This window comes from Spiroplasma endosymbiont of Clivina fossor (assembly GCF_964031115.1).
Lineage (GTDB): Bacteria > Bacillota_I > Bacilli_A > Mycoplasmatales > Nriv7 > Nriv7.
In genome coordinates this window covers 1548633-1564124 of record NZ_OZ035006.1, presented here as the reverse complement: position 1 = coordinate 1564124, position 15492 = coordinate 1548633, and the positions used below count along the sequence as shown (strand labels likewise).

At 26.1% G+C, this 15492-nt stretch carries 17 protein-coding genes and 3 pseudogenes; 3 read left to right on the top strand and 17 right to left on the bottom strand.

All coding sequences use genetic code 4. The features are described 5' to 3' along the window. Nucleotide 1: 1 nt before the first annotated feature. From AAHM82_RS09440 to AAHM82_RS09410, 7 genes are all read right to left on the bottom strand, one after another. Nucleotides 2-1648, bottom strand: coding sequence for a hypothetical protein (locus AAHM82_RS09440; RefSeq protein ID WP_342263764.1), 1647 nt, complete (start codon nt 1646-1648; stop codon nt 2-4). 58 nt (nt 1649-1706) lie between these two features. Beyond that, entirely contained in the window at nt 1707-2318 is a 612-nt protein-coding gene (locus AAHM82_RS09435) for a hypothetical protein (protein ID WP_342263763.1), read from the bottom strand. Nucleotides 2319-2563: 245 nt separating this feature from the next. Continuing rightward, nucleotides 2564-3073, bottom strand: a complete 510-nt coding sequence (locus AAHM82_RS09430; RefSeq protein ID WP_342263485.1) for a hypothetical protein — start codon at nt 3071-3073, stop codon at nt 2564-2566. 83 nt (nt 3074-3156) lie between these two features. Beyond that, on the bottom strand, nt 3157-3522 hold the full coding sequence (locus tag AAHM82_RS09425) for a hypothetical protein (protein ID WP_342263762.1): 366 nt from the start codon (nt 3520-3522) through the stop codon (nt 3157-3159). After that, nucleotides 3500-3943, bottom strand: coding sequence for a hypothetical protein (locus AAHM82_RS09420; RefSeq protein WP_342263483.1), 444 nt, complete (start codon nt 3941-3943; stop codon nt 3500-3502). The genes AAHM82_RS09425 and AAHM82_RS09420 overlap by 23 nt, the downstream gene beginning before the upstream one ends. Nucleotides 3944-4281: 338 nt before the next feature. Beyond that, nucleotides 4282-4506, bottom strand: coding sequence for a hypothetical protein (locus tag AAHM82_RS09415; protein WP_342223644.1), 225 nt, complete (start codon nt 4504-4506; stop codon nt 4282-4284). A 25-nt stretch (nt 4507-4531) separates the two neighbouring features. Continuing rightward, nucleotides 4532-4909: a hypothetical protein gene (locus tag AAHM82_RS09410; protein WP_342263761.1), complete on the bottom strand. Its 378-nt coding sequence runs from the start codon at nt 4907-4909 to the stop codon at nt 4532-4534. Nucleotides 4910-5634: 725 nt separating this feature from the next. Here AAHM82_RS09410 and AAHM82_RS09405 point away from each other — a divergent pair. Beyond that, a complete protein-coding gene (locus AAHM82_RS09405) occupies nt 5635-5883 on the top strand; it encodes a hypothetical protein (RefSeq protein ID WP_342263760.1) in 249 nt (82 codons plus the stop codon). A 38-nt stretch (nt 5884-5921) separates the two neighbouring features. Here the strand turns inward: AAHM82_RS09405 and AAHM82_RS09400 are convergent, their stop codons facing one another. Then, nucleotides 5922-6695, bottom strand: coding sequence for a hypothetical protein (locus tag AAHM82_RS09400; RefSeq protein WP_342263759.1), 774 nt, complete (start codon nt 6693-6695; stop codon nt 5922-5924). Nucleotides 6696-6843: 148 nt separating this feature from the next. Here AAHM82_RS09400 and AAHM82_RS09395 point away from each other — a divergent pair, with 148 nt between their 5' ends. Beyond that, a complete protein-coding gene (locus AAHM82_RS09395) occupies nt 6844-7803 on the top strand; it encodes an IS1/IS1595 family N-terminal zinc-binding domain-containing protein (protein ID WP_342263758.1) in 960 nt (319 codons plus the stop codon). 101 nt (nt 7804-7904) lie between these two features. Here the strand turns inward: AAHM82_RS09395 and AAHM82_RS09385 are convergent. The 3 genes and pseudogenes from AAHM82_RS09385 to AAHM82_RS09375 all read right to left on the bottom strand — a co-directional run. After that, nucleotides 7905-8778: pseudogene (locus AAHM82_RS09385) on the bottom strand (IS256 family transposase); the annotation flags it as partial. A gap of 169 nt (nt 8779-8947) precedes the next feature. After that, nucleotides 8948-9562: a 30S ribosomal protein S4 gene (rpsD, locus tag AAHM82_RS09380; RefSeq protein WP_342263756.1), complete on the bottom strand. Its 615-nt coding sequence runs from the start codon at nt 9560-9562 to the stop codon at nt 8948-8950. A 400-nt stretch (nt 9563-9962) separates the two neighbouring features. Continuing rightward, the gene (locus AAHM82_RS09375) at nt 9963-10922 is read right to left on the bottom strand and encodes an IS1/IS1595 family N-terminal zinc-binding domain-containing protein (RefSeq protein ID WP_342263755.1); all 960 of its coding nucleotides are present in this window, start codon (nt 10920-10922) and stop codon (nt 9963-9965) included. Between the two features lie 462 nt (nt 10923-11384). On the opposite strand from AAHM82_RS09375, the pseudogene AAHM82_RS09370 reads away from it, so the two are divergent. Beyond that, nucleotides 11385-12609, top strand: a pseudogene (locus AAHM82_RS09370) (IS256 family transposase). A gap of 172 nt (nt 12610-12781) precedes the next feature. On the opposite strand, the pseudogene AAHM82_RS14400 reads toward AAHM82_RS09370, so the two are convergent. The 6 genes and pseudogenes from AAHM82_RS14400 to AAHM82_RS09345 form a co-directional block, all read right to left on the bottom strand. Further along, nucleotides 12782-13172: pseudogene (locus tag AAHM82_RS14400) on the bottom strand (transposase family protein). Beyond that, nucleotides 13169-13609 carry a transposase family protein gene (locus tag AAHM82_RS14395; protein ID WP_342263396.1) on the bottom strand — a complete coding sequence of 147 codons (441 nt, stop codon included), beginning with the start codon at nt 13607-13609 and terminating at the stop codon, nt 13169-13171. Before AAHM82_RS14395 ends, AAHM82_RS14400 begins: the two are co-directional and overlap by 4 nt. Nucleotides 13610-13792: 183 nt before the next feature. Further along, nucleotides 13793-14149 carry a hypothetical protein gene (locus AAHM82_RS09360; protein WP_342263754.1) on the bottom strand — a complete coding sequence of 119 codons (357 nt, stop codon included), beginning with the start codon at nt 14147-14149 and terminating at the stop codon, nt 13793-13795. A gap of 25 nt (nt 14150-14174) precedes the next feature. Then, on the bottom strand, nt 14175-14594 hold the full coding sequence (locus AAHM82_RS09355; protein ID WP_342264846.1) for a transposase family protein: 420 nt from the start codon (nt 14592-14594) through the stop codon (nt 14175-14177). A gap of 5 nt (nt 14595-14599) precedes the next feature. Then, nucleotides 14600-14992 carry a transposase family protein gene (locus tag AAHM82_RS09350; protein WP_342263753.1) on the bottom strand — a complete coding sequence of 131 codons (393 nt, stop codon included), beginning with the start codon at nt 14990-14992 and terminating at the stop codon, nt 14600-14602. Nucleotides 14993-15037: 45 nt separating this feature from the next. Continuing rightward, nucleotides 15038-15457, bottom strand: a complete 420-nt coding sequence (locus tag AAHM82_RS09345; RefSeq protein ID WP_342263752.1) for an IS1/IS1595 family N-terminal zinc-binding domain-containing protein — start codon at nt 15455-15457, stop codon at nt 15038-15040. Between the last annotated feature and the right edge of the window lie 35 nt (nt 15458-15492).

The window sequence follows — 15492 nt, the reverse complement described above, 5'->3', positions numbered from 1 at the left end:
TTTATCACTTCCGATTTAGTTTTTTATTGATAGTAGTAATTTTTTTAGTTATTTGTTTTTGGATCATATTTTTAGCATTAATTTTCAAATTAATATTTTTGTTTTTAACAAGTGGCCTAACAAAGCGGTTTTTAACATTTCGTCCAACAATTCCCTTACCCAAAACACTATCAACGGCTCAATTAACATAGTTGTCTTTATTAAAAACTTGATTAAAATTTTCTTTAACTTTAAATAAATTTCCTTCTTTATAACGGTCATAAGTTATTTTTAAAAGCGGAGTTAAAACTCGATATAACTTTATGCTATTGATGTAAAATTCTTGAACATTTGCTGGTAAAAATGGCATTAAAGATAATATGTTACCTTTAGTTTTACCCCAACCAATTGATCAACCACTTTCATACATATAAAATTTAAAAGGACTAGAAGCAGTTATTAATTGTTGTAATTTTAAGGGGGTAGTAATTATTGGCCCTATTGGTTGATATTCAGGATTTTGGTAGTAAATTGTAATCGCAATATCTGTTAGTATTCCTGTTGGTTTAACTTTGACTGCAAAAAAGACATCAGATATTAATGGCAATAAAGTACCATCGGTAATTATTTTCTTTTGCACTCTTGAAATAATGTTCTTAAAATTTGTATATTCTTGAATTTTGGTTGTAGTCTTTAATTCTATCTCTTTAATCGTTTCTCTTACAGGCTCAAACACTTTATTTAAACCTTTTTGAATTTGATATGTTGGCGATAATTTTTTCAATTTTTTTGTTTTTTCCATAATTTTATTAAATCTTTTAAGAAATTGAGAACGAAAAACATTTTCTGCTCGTAAAGTATTTAGTGATAATAATGTACCTTGACGAATTCCTGATTTTTGCATTTGGGTAATTAAATTAAATCAATTTTCTGTTGGCATTTTTGAAATTTCATTAATGTTTGTTCCGTAACGATTTAAAAATTGATTACCTCATTTTTCTTTAAATATCTTTGTTTTAGTTACAAGATTAGGATTAATTTTTCTTAGTAATGTTTCCATTTCCAAAAGTTGACCTAATGTTGTTACATTTGCACTTTTATAATTCTTAACAAATTGTTTTCGTGCCAAAAATCCTAAATGATTTAGCATAGTTTCTTTAGTTGGTTTTTTAGTATAATCAAATCAAGTTTTATATTTGTCAAGAATAATTTTTTTATTATAGACTTGGTACATAACCTGCTCTAAATTATTAGCCGTTGTTATTCCTAAGTGATTAATAATTTTATTTTCTTTCGCTAGATTAAAAAACTTTGTTGTTTTATAAGTTCTTGATATCTTACTAATTTCACCAATAGCTGGCGTTAAATTAAGTAAAGTGCTTATTGTATTACTTTGTTCTTTATAAATATCATAGACTTGATTAATTGTAAAATCAGTTACAACACGCACACTTGAAGCAATTAATTGGGATGTTAAATTTGATAATCCAGCACTTAGAGAAAATTTTAGCGACAGACTCGCAGTAAATTTTGCTAATAAAATACCAATGACTTGCACACCAACAAATTTTAATAATTCCAGTAAAAAATCATTTTCTTGTTTTTGAGGCAACCGCGTAGTTTTAATAACTCTCAACTGCAAAGCAGTTATATTAGTTCCAATGGGCATAATCTAAAAAAGGCTACCTAGCTATAGCCTAATTTCCTTTTTAATCATCTTTTTCACCTTAGTCTCCACCTGGGTCTGGTGTTGTTTTGTGATAATGAACCATTTTGGCTACAGCAACTTTACCAGTAAAAAATTCTCGTTCAGCAATATAAACTTGTCCCATATATTTTTCGTCTGTATACATACCTACATCCATAGGCAAATCAATACCTGTAAATGTCGCATATGCCAAAGTATTAACTCATATCATATTAACATTCTCGGGCAAGCGAGATTTAGGCACTTCAATAGTTATACAACCATTAACAACACCGACAACTCCGTTAACCATACCTAGCACACCATCAGGAGAAGCGGTTACCAATTTCGCATAAGTAGCTTCGGTCACTACATCAGCCGTCGCGAGCAAGAAACCACTTGTCCACTCATTTTCAGAATTGACAACAGCAATTCGCATTTTTGCCATTTCTTCAAGAATTGTGTTTTTAGTAATCAGTTTTGCGGTTGCAATTGCTGTACCGCCAGCCACTAATTGTTCAGCATCGTATTTGTCATAAATTTCAGCCATTTGTTGGCGAAGACGAATAATCTTACTTTCAATGAATTTGGGACCTACTGCTTTACTTTCTAAACGCCCTATGCGTTCTTGAATATCAATTACTTTGTCCAAGGTAGCTTCTATTTTTTTTCTCGTTGCATAGTTAGATTTGGAACCAGTATTTGGGTCTCATGTTCTATTAATAGTTCCGTCCGTCGCAAGTGGAATAACTACTTTCTCACCATATTCAAATTCGGTAAAAGCTATTTCATTTGCAAAAAGTTGGTGAATTAAACTTCCTGTTCGTGGAAATTCGGGTCTTCATTTGCTTGAAACCAATGTTCTTAATTGGTCAACATTAATAAAAAACGCCATTATTATTTATCTTCCTTTCTTTTAAACATTAACTCTTGAGGGGTTAAAGCATCTGATGAAAAAATTATTTCTTCTGAGTTAGAAGAAGGGTTAGTATTTTTATCATCAGCCTTATTTGGAACGCCTCCTGTGTCTAATGTGTGTTTAATTTTTGGCATCGTGGCCACAAAATTATTAATATCATTTTTAATTACTTCAATATCATTTTCAAAATTAATTGAGTTTTTCACAAAATTAATAAATTGATTATCAATATTAGCATCTTGAATTAATTTATTAATTTCTTGTTCTTTTTTAAAAGTTAAATATTCTTTTTCTTTGTCGGCAAATTTTTTTAGTGCATCCGTTTCTCTTTGTAACAGATTTTTTGCTTTTTCCTGAAAATTAGCAGTATAGTCATTTTGCTCAGTGAAGCCACGATATAAATTTTTCACCTTAAAAGTTCCATCAGCATTTTTTTCGGGTTGTCCGTCTTCACCAATAAAGACGATTTTTTTATCTCTAATTTTCATTTGGTGTGTACTCCTTTTTCAAATAAAAAACTCATTTGATATTCTAATTATCTAATGAGTTTTTCTAATTATTGAGTTTTTAGCTATTTATTTTTTCTTTTTTTTCCAATTTTTTTAAATTTTTCAACCTCAATGCTAAAAAATGTTTTATGGGTGGTCTTATTTGGATAATAACGATTGTGTAATTTTCCCTCAATTAAAATAATATCGTATTCTTTTAATTTTAAGAATCCTTTTTGCAACTTTTCTTCATAAATAGAGAGCGTTGTGTAGTTAAGACCCGCTCAACTAACTTGAACATTAACAACTTTAACAACAACACTACTAATAGCTATTTTTTGCTTAAATTCTGTGATTTTGGGAATATCTTTTAAAATAACTGTCAAATTTACAAAATTAACATAGTCAATTACTTCATTTTCTTTTTTAGTTTTTAGTGCTTTTAACATTTTGTTTTACCTCATTACCCAAAAAGTATTGAATATGCTTTCACGCATCGTGCTCGTGTTTGGTAAGTTTTAAGTTTCCTTTGTAAAAAAATCCTTTCTTTTTAGAAGGCTCTTGTCTAAGAAAGTGCCAATGATATTTAAACCTTAAAAGACTGCTTATTGCTCCAATAAGTTCTGAGGTTGCTAAAGGATTGGTAATCGTTCTACCTTTAGTTAAGAAAAAATTTTCAATAATAAACAATGGCTTAAAATTTTCTATTCTTTTAAAATTATCAAATAATTTTTTAATTTTAAAAATTGCTTGTTCAACGCTTTCAGAAATTATTGTTTCGTTAAATTCAATGCATGAATTTTCAAAATTCCAAAGAACAATACCAGTAGAACCAATTCCTGCGGGGTCGATTCCAATTATATAATTCATAAAATAAATACTTACCTTATGACAACTACATTTTTTCGTTGAGTAATCGGAAGCGGTGAATCACGCCTCAATAAAGATTTAGACATATTATATTTTTCTCCTTATGTGTTGTCAGCAAAGAAAATGAGTACATTTTTCTTGGGGCACACAGCAATTTTGATAATCATAATTTTTTTTAGTTTTTCGCTTACAATAATTTTCTATTCTTTTAAACTCACATTGCAATGATTTTTCTTTTAATTGATAATTAACTGCTTTTAACGCTGTAATTAATTCTTTATAAGAATATTTTTGGCGTAACGCTCTTTAAGTCAATAAAAATGTTTGTTTTCCATTAATTAATCTTCCTCAATTATTTCTTTATAAATAATTCATTTCCGCGGACGAATGGCTTTTTTCTTGTAATAAATTACAGTTTCTAATGAGTGTACTTTTCTTTTAAAATTAGGATTATTACGCGAAAGTCCATAATAGCGTTCTACAATTTCGGCAACACTATCATAAACACCGACTAACTCATTGGTTTCGCAAGAATATATAACATAACAATATTTTTTAGCCATTTCGTACTTGTTCAAGATTTAATAACTAATTTAAATCAGTTTCTTTTAATCATTCGGGAATAATATAATTAAAATTAATATCTTTATCAGCTTCAGATTTTTTAATATTTTCTAAAAATTTTTGTCGATTTTTAATTTTAACTTCTTCATACAAATTAATAATTTCTTGCCCCTTAATGGTTGTAATTTTCTGTGCACCGTTGGCATCATACTTAATAACTTCATAATCATTTTCTGGAAAAATACCGACCACCATCTGATTTGCATATTTAATTGATGGGTGTACTAGTTTTCTAGGAACTCAAGAACCACCACCACTATTGGGAATTGATAGTAAAATCGCATTTGTTGTTTCAGCAACAATATATTTTTTATTCAAAAATAAATTTTTTAAGTTAGTCATTATTTATTAACTCCTCATATCAATAATTTTTTAGTTTTTGTAAAAAGATAATATATATCCTTCCTTATATGCAATTTCCTAGTTAGCTAACATAGTTAACTATCTAAGAAATCTATGTTATTTCTCTTATGTTTAACTAAGTTATGTTAGCTAACTAGGTGCGAGAAATGCTCGAAATTACCAAAAAGCATTTTTTGGCACACCTAAAAAGTGTTCTCATATTTACAACACAACTTTTTAAATAGAATTTAGTTTTTGTTCGAACAAGTTAATAAATTAATAAAGTTAGTTTAATTTTATTAATTAAAATACCTATCTCCTTTAAAAAATTATTGTTAAGAGGAACATTCTTACTGGTCTAAAATGTCTGTGTTACCTTACATAAGAAAACTAAACGCGACCCTCTGGGAGGATTGACTTTCACAAAATCTGCGTGTATAATCTAGTTGTTTTAATTAAAATTAAAAAAATTACGGAAGTTCTTTCAATAAAGTTAGGGGGGGGTGGGGGTCCCCAAGGTCCTGCTAAACGCGGGACCCCTAACAGGTTGAAAAGCGGTGCCGAGATTTTTTGTAAGCTTAATAAAATGCTAGTATATTGACGCTTCGTTTGTGGAAGCAACCCGACCAAGCCGACATTAAATTTCAAAAACAAAACAAGAGAGTTCCATAAAAAGGTCTCTTTTAGTTACAATTAATTAAATTTATTTTTGGAGGAATTATTAAATGTCAAAACAAAAAAAATGAATTATATTTGGTATTGTGGTAACAATTTTAATTTTATTAAAAACATCAATATTATTAGGAATTTCAATATCTAATATAAGTGATATTAAAATCAAAGATAATTTAATAAAATGAATACCCGGAGGAATTGCAATAATTGTACTAACATCAGTACCAATTACAACATTGGTTATTGTTATATATAATTTTTGTAAAAGCAAGTTAAAAACTAAAAAGGAGGTTACTTAAGTAACCTCCTTTTTAAAATTCTAAACTAACATAGGAATCTATTGTTTCATTAAAAAGATTAATATTATTAATTTGAACATTTCCAAAATTAGTTTCAATTTCAAAATTATAGTTGCCCCATGCCCAAAAAGTGTTGATACCTCCAAATGTTTAAATTTTTCCAACTGCGATTTTAAGAAAAATTTACACATATTAGTATTATCTACATTACTAATTAATTCGTATCATTCTAAATTGCTTAATAGATCTTCGAAATCTTTACCATATAAAACCATAGCATTATTTAAATTTGATTTGTTTATAAAAAGTCTCGTCATATTCTTACCATAATTTCCATCAGCAAGTTTTATATCCTTTGGAAGTAAACTTGGGATGTCGTTTGGTTCCAAACTATTAATTAATGGTAGTCAGTTATATTGATTATCATTTAATTTGAATAACTGATTTTGCGAGATATCATTATTAACTAATTTAGTTATGTTATTTTCAAAAATAAAATATTGAGATTTTAAGACAACTTCAACATCCTTAAATTTATATAAACCATCTTCTAAAATTGGTTGAGATGCCAATTTAAAATAGTAAGGTAACAATAATTTGTAATCGTCGTTCATTCCCATGTTGATTGATAATTCAGAAAAAATATATTCAGAAAGCATTATCACGATTTGCTTAAATATTTGTACTGACGAATGATTTATTAATTTAGGATTTTCAAATTTTCAATCTTCGAAAAGGTTAGTAATAACGATTTCAGGTTTCTGACCGACAAATTTTTCTTCTTTTAATTTAGCAATTTCGTTAGCAGGCATCCCATAAAGTTCTTTATTATCTGTATTATCTTTGTTAAAATATTCTGCATGTTTAAAATTTGTTTTTAATTTTGTCGAAAACTCTTGATATTTATTGAATATACTTAATTTTAGGTATATTTTAATATGATAGAGGTGGATAATAATTATGGAAAAAATAATTCAAGAACTAGTAAATACTTTAACAGATGATCAATTTTTAGAATTTTATGAAAAAGTCAAACAACAAGCAGAATTAATAAAAAAACAAAAAGGTTTAAATGAAATTGATCAAAAATTTAGAGCGCAAGGTATTAAATGCCCTAAATGTGAATCTTACCATTGCATTAAAAATGGACATAATTCAGAAGGAAAACAAAAATATTTATGTAAAAATTGCCGTGCAAGTTTTGACGCTTTTCGTAATCATTTTATTTATTGAAGTCATTTAAATTATGAACAATGAAATTTATTGATTCAAATTTCATTGCTGGGGCAATCTAGTAAAACAATTTCTCGTTTTATTAAAACTACATTAAAAACTGCTTGATATAATCGTCAAAAATTAATGAAATCAAAACAATTAGAAAATACCCAATTAAAATTTAAAAAATTATCTGGTAAAATCCAAATCGATGAAACATTTATTAAAGAAATCCATAAAGGAAATTTCAAATATAAAACTGATCCACGAAGAATTCACCTTGACCCATTCGCAACTAATACTAAATGCTGTATTCAAATGGCAATTGATAATAATAACAATATTTATGTTAAATCCACAAACACCAAACGTTTACAAAAACAATGAGTTATTGAAAATATGAACAAAGAATTAATTAACGAAAATTCAATTATTACTTCTGATATGCAAAAATTATATTTTTTAGTAGCAAAACAAACAAATTCTACTTTATGTGTAACTAAAACAACAATTAATCCTGAAGCTAGTTATCGTAACTTAAATAAAATCAGTAAATTACAATCTAGTCTTAAAGAAGCCTTAATTCATTATCATGGTTTAGGTTTTACTAATATTCAAAATTATTTAAATCTCTGAAAATGAAAATACCAACATAAGGGTTTAACTCCAAACCAACAAACAGCGGTATTATATTTTAATGTATAAAAAAGTTAAAGTAAAAATAGTAATTTTACATAAAAGCCTTTTAAAATTATCAAGTTGATGATTTTTTTTATTTTATCAAGAGTTTTCGACAAAATTAAAAGATACTTTTTATTTCATTTTTCTGAAAAATGATTTAAAGCAACTAGCGCTATTTCTTCATTAATTGCTGTATAAATTGATTTTAAATCATTAGCTACAAGTTTGCGATCTTTGTAAGGGACAAATTTTAAACTATTACGAATTTGATGAACGATGCATAATTGGTGCTGTGTTTTTGGGAACACAGCTTCTATTGCATCAGACATTCCAGTTAAATTATCGCTACAAGCAACAAGAATATTTTGTAAGCCACGATTTTTCATTTCCGTAAGCATTAATATTAAGTCAAAATTTGGCGCCCTCATTCTCGCTAATTCACATTCCTAAAATATCTTTTAAACCATCTAAATTAATTCCTAAGGCAAGATAAACTGCTTTATTTATTATTCGTTTATCTTGCTTTACTTTAACAACAATACAATCAAAATAAACAATCGGATAAATCTTCTCTAAAGGTTTAGTTTGTCACATTTTAACTTCTTCAATAACATCATCAGTTATTTGACTAATTAAACTTTCTGAAATTTCTGCTCCGTGATAGAATTCTTGCAATTGTGCTTTGATATCAGAAATTGTCATTCCTCTTGCATATAAAGAAATTACTTTTTGATCAAAGTTATCAAATCTTCTTTGTCTTTTCGGAATAATTACTGGTTCAAAAGTACTATTTCGATCTCTTGGTACATCAATTGCGATTGAACCATTTTTAGTAATAATGGTTTTTTGTGTGTTGCCATTTCTTTTATTATGATTCTCATCAGTTTCAAGACGATCTTTAATTTCCGTATTTAACATTCGTGCAGTTAATTTTTTGGTAAATTCCTGAAAAATAGTATTGCCTTTAAATAAATCTTGTGAATTATCAATATTTTCTAAAAAATAATCAACAACTTTATCAATTGCATCAGGTTCTTTTTTATTTTTTTTTTTTTGTCATTTTCTGTTCTCCTTCGTTTAAGTATAATTCAGAATGAATTATCGAGACACAGAATTTTGGACAGGCCCGTCTTTTTTTTACTTATCTTTAATTATACTTAATTTATTATTAAATAATACGATTATATCATTCAACAATTAAAGATTCATTAATTTCCGAATTTAATTCATTTCTTTCAGGATAACGAATGTAAGTTCCAACAATATTTTTGCGATCAAAACTAACAAATTCCAATGTTCCAGCATTTAATTCAATTGCTTCTAACAGTTTTGGATTGTTCTTATAATTTTCTTTAATTGTAATCTTATCATTAGGTGATACACGATAAGAAGGGATATTAACTTTCTTATCATTTACTAATATATGACTGTGATTAACTAATTGGCGAGCTGCACTTCTTGTTCTTGCTAAACCTAAACGATAAACAATGTTATCTAAACGAGATTCTAATAAAATTAAAAAGTTAGTTCCCGTAACACCACTCATTTTTTTGGCTTTTAAAAATGTATTTCGAAATTGTTTTTCATTTAAACCATACATATATCTTACTTTTTGTTTTTCTTGTTGTTGTAAACCATAATTAGATAATTTTCTTCTTCTTGCTCCGTGTTGGCCTGGAGCAGTTGTGCGTTTTTTTCCTTTAGCAAATTCTTTTCCAGTTTCTAAAATTGAAAATCCAACTCTTCTTGCAATTCTAAAAATAGCTCCTGTATATCTTGACATAATAAAAACTCCCTTATCAATATATTTGACATTATAAAATCAGTGAGTTTAAATTAAACTCTAATTAAGATAGATTACTATTCGCCATTGCAGCAAAGGCTACTTAAAGTAAAAGATTAAGCAATCTATTTGCGCAACTTAATTATGTTTAAAAGCTGTGATTTAATTGTCTTTAAGTATTATATAAATTACTTTCTTAAATGTCAATAAGTGTAGTAAATCACACACAGTTATTAGACTATGCTTCTCTTAATTGATTTCATAATACCATATTTTGTATTATTAAAATTAAAAAAATTTTTTAATTTTGTCGAAAACTCTTGATAAAATAAAAAAAAATCATCAACTTGATAATTTTAAAAGGCTTTTATGTAAAATTACTATTTTTACTTTAACTTTTTTATATATTAAAATATAATACCGCTGTTTGTTGGTTGGGAGTTAAACCCTTATGTTGGTATTTTCATTTTCAGAGATTTAAATAATTTTGAATATTAGTAAAACCTAAACCATGATAATGAATTAAGGCTTCTTTAAGACTAGATTGTAATTTACTGATTTTATTTAAGTTACGATAACTAGCTTCAGGATTAATTGTTGTTTTAGTTACACATAAAGTAGAATTTATTTGTTTTGCTACTAAAAAATATAATTTTTGCATATCAGAAGTAATAATTGAATTTTCGTTAATTAATTCTTTGTTCATATTTTCAATAACTCATTGTTTTTGTAAACGTTTGGTGTTTGTGGATTTAACATAAATATTGTTATTATTATCAATTGCCATTTGAATACAGCATTTAGTATTAGTTGCGAATGGGTCAAGGTGAATTCTTCGTGGATCAGTTTTATATTTGAAATTTCCTTTATGGATTTCTTTAATAAATGTTTCATCGATTTGGATTTTACCAGATAATTTTTTAAATTTTAATTGGGTATTTTCTAATTGTTTTGATTTCATTAATTTTTGACGATTATATCAAGCAGTTTTTAATGTAGTTTTAATAAAACGAGAAATTGTTTTACTAGATTGCCCCAGCAATGAAATTTGAATCAATAAATTTCATTGTTCATAATTTAAATGACTTCAATAAATAAAATGATTACGAAAAGGGTCAAAACTTGCACGGCAATTTTTACATAAATATTTTTGTTTTCCTTCTGAATTATGTCCATTTTTAACGCAATGGTAAGATTCACATTTAGGGCGTTTAATACCTTGCGCTCTAAATTTTTGATCAATTTCATTTAAACGTTTTTGTTTTTTTATTAATTCTGCTTGTTGTTTGACTTTTTCATAAAATTCTAAAAATTGATCATCTGTTAAAGTATTTACTAGTTCTTGAATTATTTTTTCCATAATTATTATCCACCTCTATCATATTAAAAATATACCTAAAATTAAGTATATTCAATAAATATCAAGAGTTTTCGACAAAATTAAAAAAAAATTTTTTAATTTTGTCGAAAACTCTTGATAAAATAAAAAAAATCATCAACTTGATAATTTTAAAAGGCTTTTATGTAAAATTACTATTTTTACTTTAACTTTTTTATACATTAAAATATAATACCGCTGTTTGTTGGTTTGGAGTTAAACCCTTATGTTGGTATTTTCATTTTCAGAGATTTAAATAATTTTGAATATTAGTAAAACCTAAACCATGATAATGAATTAAGGCTTCTTTAAGACTAGATTGTAATTTACTGATTTTATTTAAGTTACGATAACTAGCTTCAGGATTTTTTTAATTGGGCCTGTTCAAAATTCTGTGTCTCGATAATTCATTCTGAATTATACTTAAACGAAGGAGAACAGAAAATGACAAAAAAAATAAAAAAAGAACCTGATGCAATTGATAAAGTTGTTGATTATTTTTTAGAAAATATTGATAATCCACAAGATTTATTTAAAGGCAATACTATTTTTCAGGAATTTACCAAAAAATTAACTGAACGAATGTTAAATACGGAAATTAAAGATTATCTTGAAACTGATGAGAATCATAATAAAAGAAATGGCAACACACAAAAAACCATTATTACTAAAAATGGTTCAATCGCAATTGATGTACCAAGAGATCGAAATAGTACTTTTGAACCAGTAATTATTCCGAAAAGACAAAGAAGATTTGATAACTTTGATCAAAAAGTAATTTCTTTATATGCAAGAGGAATGACAATTTCTGATATCAAAGCACAATTGCAAGAATTCTATCACGGAGCAGAAATTTCAGAAAGTTTAATTAGTCAAATAACTGATGATGTTATTGAAGAAGTTAAAATGTGACAAACTAAACCTTTAGAGAAGATTTATCCGATTGTTTATTTTGATTGTATTGTTGTTAAAGTAAAGCAAGATAAACGAATAATAAATAAAGCAGTTTATCTTGCCTTAGGAATTAATTTAGATGGTTTAAAAGATATTTTAGGAATGTGAATTAGCGAGAATGAGGGAGCCAAATTTTGACTTAATATTAATGCTTACGGAAATGAAAAATCGTGGCTTACAAGATATTCTTGTTGCTTGTAGCGATAATTTAACTGGAATGTCTGATGCAATAGAAGCTGTGTTCCCAAAAACACAGCACCAATTATGCATCGTTCATCAAATTCGTAATAGTTTAAAATTTGTCCCTTACAAAGATCGCAAACTTGTAGCTAATGATTTAAAATCAATTTATACAGCAATTAATGAAGAAATAGCGCTAGTTGCTTTAGATCATTTTTCAGAAAAATGAAATAAAAAGTATTCACAAATTACTAAATCATGAAAAAATAACTGAAATAATTTAATAATTTTTCTTGAATATCCTCAAGAATTTAGAAGGATTATTTACACAACTAATGCGATTGAATCTGTTAATAGTCAACTAAGAAAAGTCATTAAGAATAAAAAGATTTTTCCTAATGACGCATCAGTTTTTAAAATATTTTATTTAGCATTTCAAAATATGGTTAAGAAATGAACGATGCCAATTCAAAATTGGGGTAGTGCAATTTCACATTTAATGATAAAATTTGAGGACAGAGTGAATTTAAGTTAATAGACTTCTTGCAAAATTAATATGATAATTATAATTTTTAAATTTAAAATAAATATAAAAGTGTTATTAAAATAATTTTTAGATTATTTTTACAAATATTTTGTCATTAAAACATAATAAAAATTATTATTTACAATAAAAAAAGACTGAAATTTTAAATTATCAAATATATTTAAACTAATAGTTGTAAATTATAAATTGAAGCTATTAAATTAAATCTTAAAGCAAATCTTTTTCTACGATTTCGATATTTTTCACTAATAATTTTAAATTTTTTAAGTATAGCAAAAACATTTTCAATAACAATTCTCATTTTTGAAATTCGCTCATTATTTTGCTTTTCTTCTTTATTTAAAGGGTTTTTTTGATTTTCTTTTAGGAATTAAAACATTATGATTAATTTTTTGTATGCCTTGATAACCTAAATCCACTAAAACAGTTGTTTCTGGTAAAAATTTAATTTTTGAATCTTTTAAAATTTTAAAGTCATGGTTTTTACCATAAGAAAAATCAGAACTAATAATTTTTTTACTATCTTTTTCAATTATAACTTGTGTTTTTATTGTGTGTTTTTTCTTTTTTCCTGAGTAGTGCTGTTTTTGTCTTTTTTTGGGCGTTGGATTTGGCTTTCAGTTACATCAATTATAACAGTCTTATCTTTGAAATAATCTTTTAATAGTGATTTTTGACCAGTAAGTTGTTGAAAATTAGGGTGTTTTATTAAAGTGTCTTCAATTCATTTGATATTTCTATAACAACTACTTTCACTAATATCATAACTTTTTGCAATATGAAAATAAGTTCTATATTCTCTTCAATATTCTAAAGTCATTAAAATACGATTTTCTAATGATAATTTATTGGTTCTTCCGCGACGAAATCTCTTTTTTAATTCTTCTATTTTTAAAATTTCTAGCATTTTATTAAAAGTAGTATGTTTAATACCAGTTAATCTTAAAAAATTTTTATCACTTATTTGATTATTTTTTTTAAATTTCATTTAAATTCCACCTTTTTATTAAAAACAACAATTCAATTATATTTTAAATTAATTTTGCAAGAAGTCTAATTACTTAGAGACACAGTTAAATTGTACAGTCCCTGACAATAACAAGAAAGGCAGGGTTAGTTTAGTAATTAAATAATATAATTAGCTGATTGTTTTACTTCTTCAAAGCAATACCTAACAAAACTTTATGCGTCCTTGTTGTTTTGCTACTAAAAAATATAATTTTTGCATATCGGAAGTAATAATTGAATTTTCGTTAATTAATTCTTTGTTCATATTTTCAATAACTCATTGTTTTTGTAAACGTTTGGTGTTTGTGGATTTAACATAAATATTGTTATTATTATCAATTGCCATTTGAATACAGCATTTAGTATTAGTTGCGAATGGGTCAAGGTGAATTCTTCGTGGATCAGTTTTATATTTGAAATTTCCTTTATGGATTTCTTTAATAAATGTTTCATCGATTTGGATTTTACCAGATAATTTTTTAAATTTTAATTGGGTATTTTCTAATTGTTTTGATTTCATTAATAGACTTGGTACATAACTATAACTAGCTTAATTCAAAATTATATATTCCTGAAATTAAGTTAAATCGTAATCCAAATCTTCTAATCTTATTGCGATAACGATAAACTAGTATTTTAAATCTTTTTAATCTAGCAAAAACATGTTCAATGACAATTCTAACTTTACTTAAAAAGCTATTATATTCCTTTTTATCTGGATTTAAAGGATTATTTTTACTCTTTTTAATTGGCAATAATGTATTTTTATGAACATTTTGCAAACCTTGATATCCTGAATCGGCAATTAATTCTAATTTTGGATTTATAAGTGTATTTGATTTTAAAAATAACTTATAATCATGAGTACTGCCATAACAAAAATCTACTGAAATAATTTTATTGTTAAATAAATCAATAATTATTTGCGATTTTAATGAATGTTGCCTTTTCTTACCAGAAAATAATAATTTTAGTTTTTTTTAATTCTTTCAATTGGAATTTCTGTAGCATCAATTGCTAATAAATTATTAGTAGTACCCTTATTTTCTAATAATATCTTTTTGCCAGGTATATGAAAGTGACTATTTTTTATTAGAGTATTTTCAACTCAAAAGATATTACGAATACAACTAACATGACTAATATTATATTTTTTTGCAATAATACGATATGTACTATATTCTTTTCAGTATTCTAAAGTCATAAGTAATCTTTGCTCTATTGATAATTTATTTGGTCTACCACCAATTTGTTTTTGTTTAGCTTCACCTTCTTTTAAAATTTCTACCATTTTCATGAAATTTTTATATTTTATGCCTATTAAACTATAAAATTCGTTTTCGTCTTTGTATTTATCTAACATTTGTATTTCACCTAGGAAATAATATTATCAAAATAGTAGATAAAATTAAAGGTTATGTACCAAGTCTAATTTTTGACGATTATATCAAGCAGTTTTTAATGTAGTTTTAATAAAACGAGAAATTGTTTTACTAGATTGCCCCAGCAATGAAATTTGAATCAATAAATTTCATTGTTCATAATTTAAATGACTTCAATAAATAAAATGATTACGAAAAGCGTCAAAACTTGCACGGCAATTTTTACATAAATATTTTTGTTTTCCTTCTGAATTATGTCCATTTTTAACGCAATGGTAAGATTCACATTTAGGGCATTTAATACCTTGCGCTCTAAATTTTTGATCAATTTCATTTAAACGTTTTTGTTTTTTTATTAATTCTGCTTGTTGTTTGACTTTTTCATAAAATTCTAAAAATTGATCATCTGTTAAAGTATTTACTAGTTCTTGAATTATTTTTTCCATAATTATTATCCACCTCTATCATATTAAAAATATAC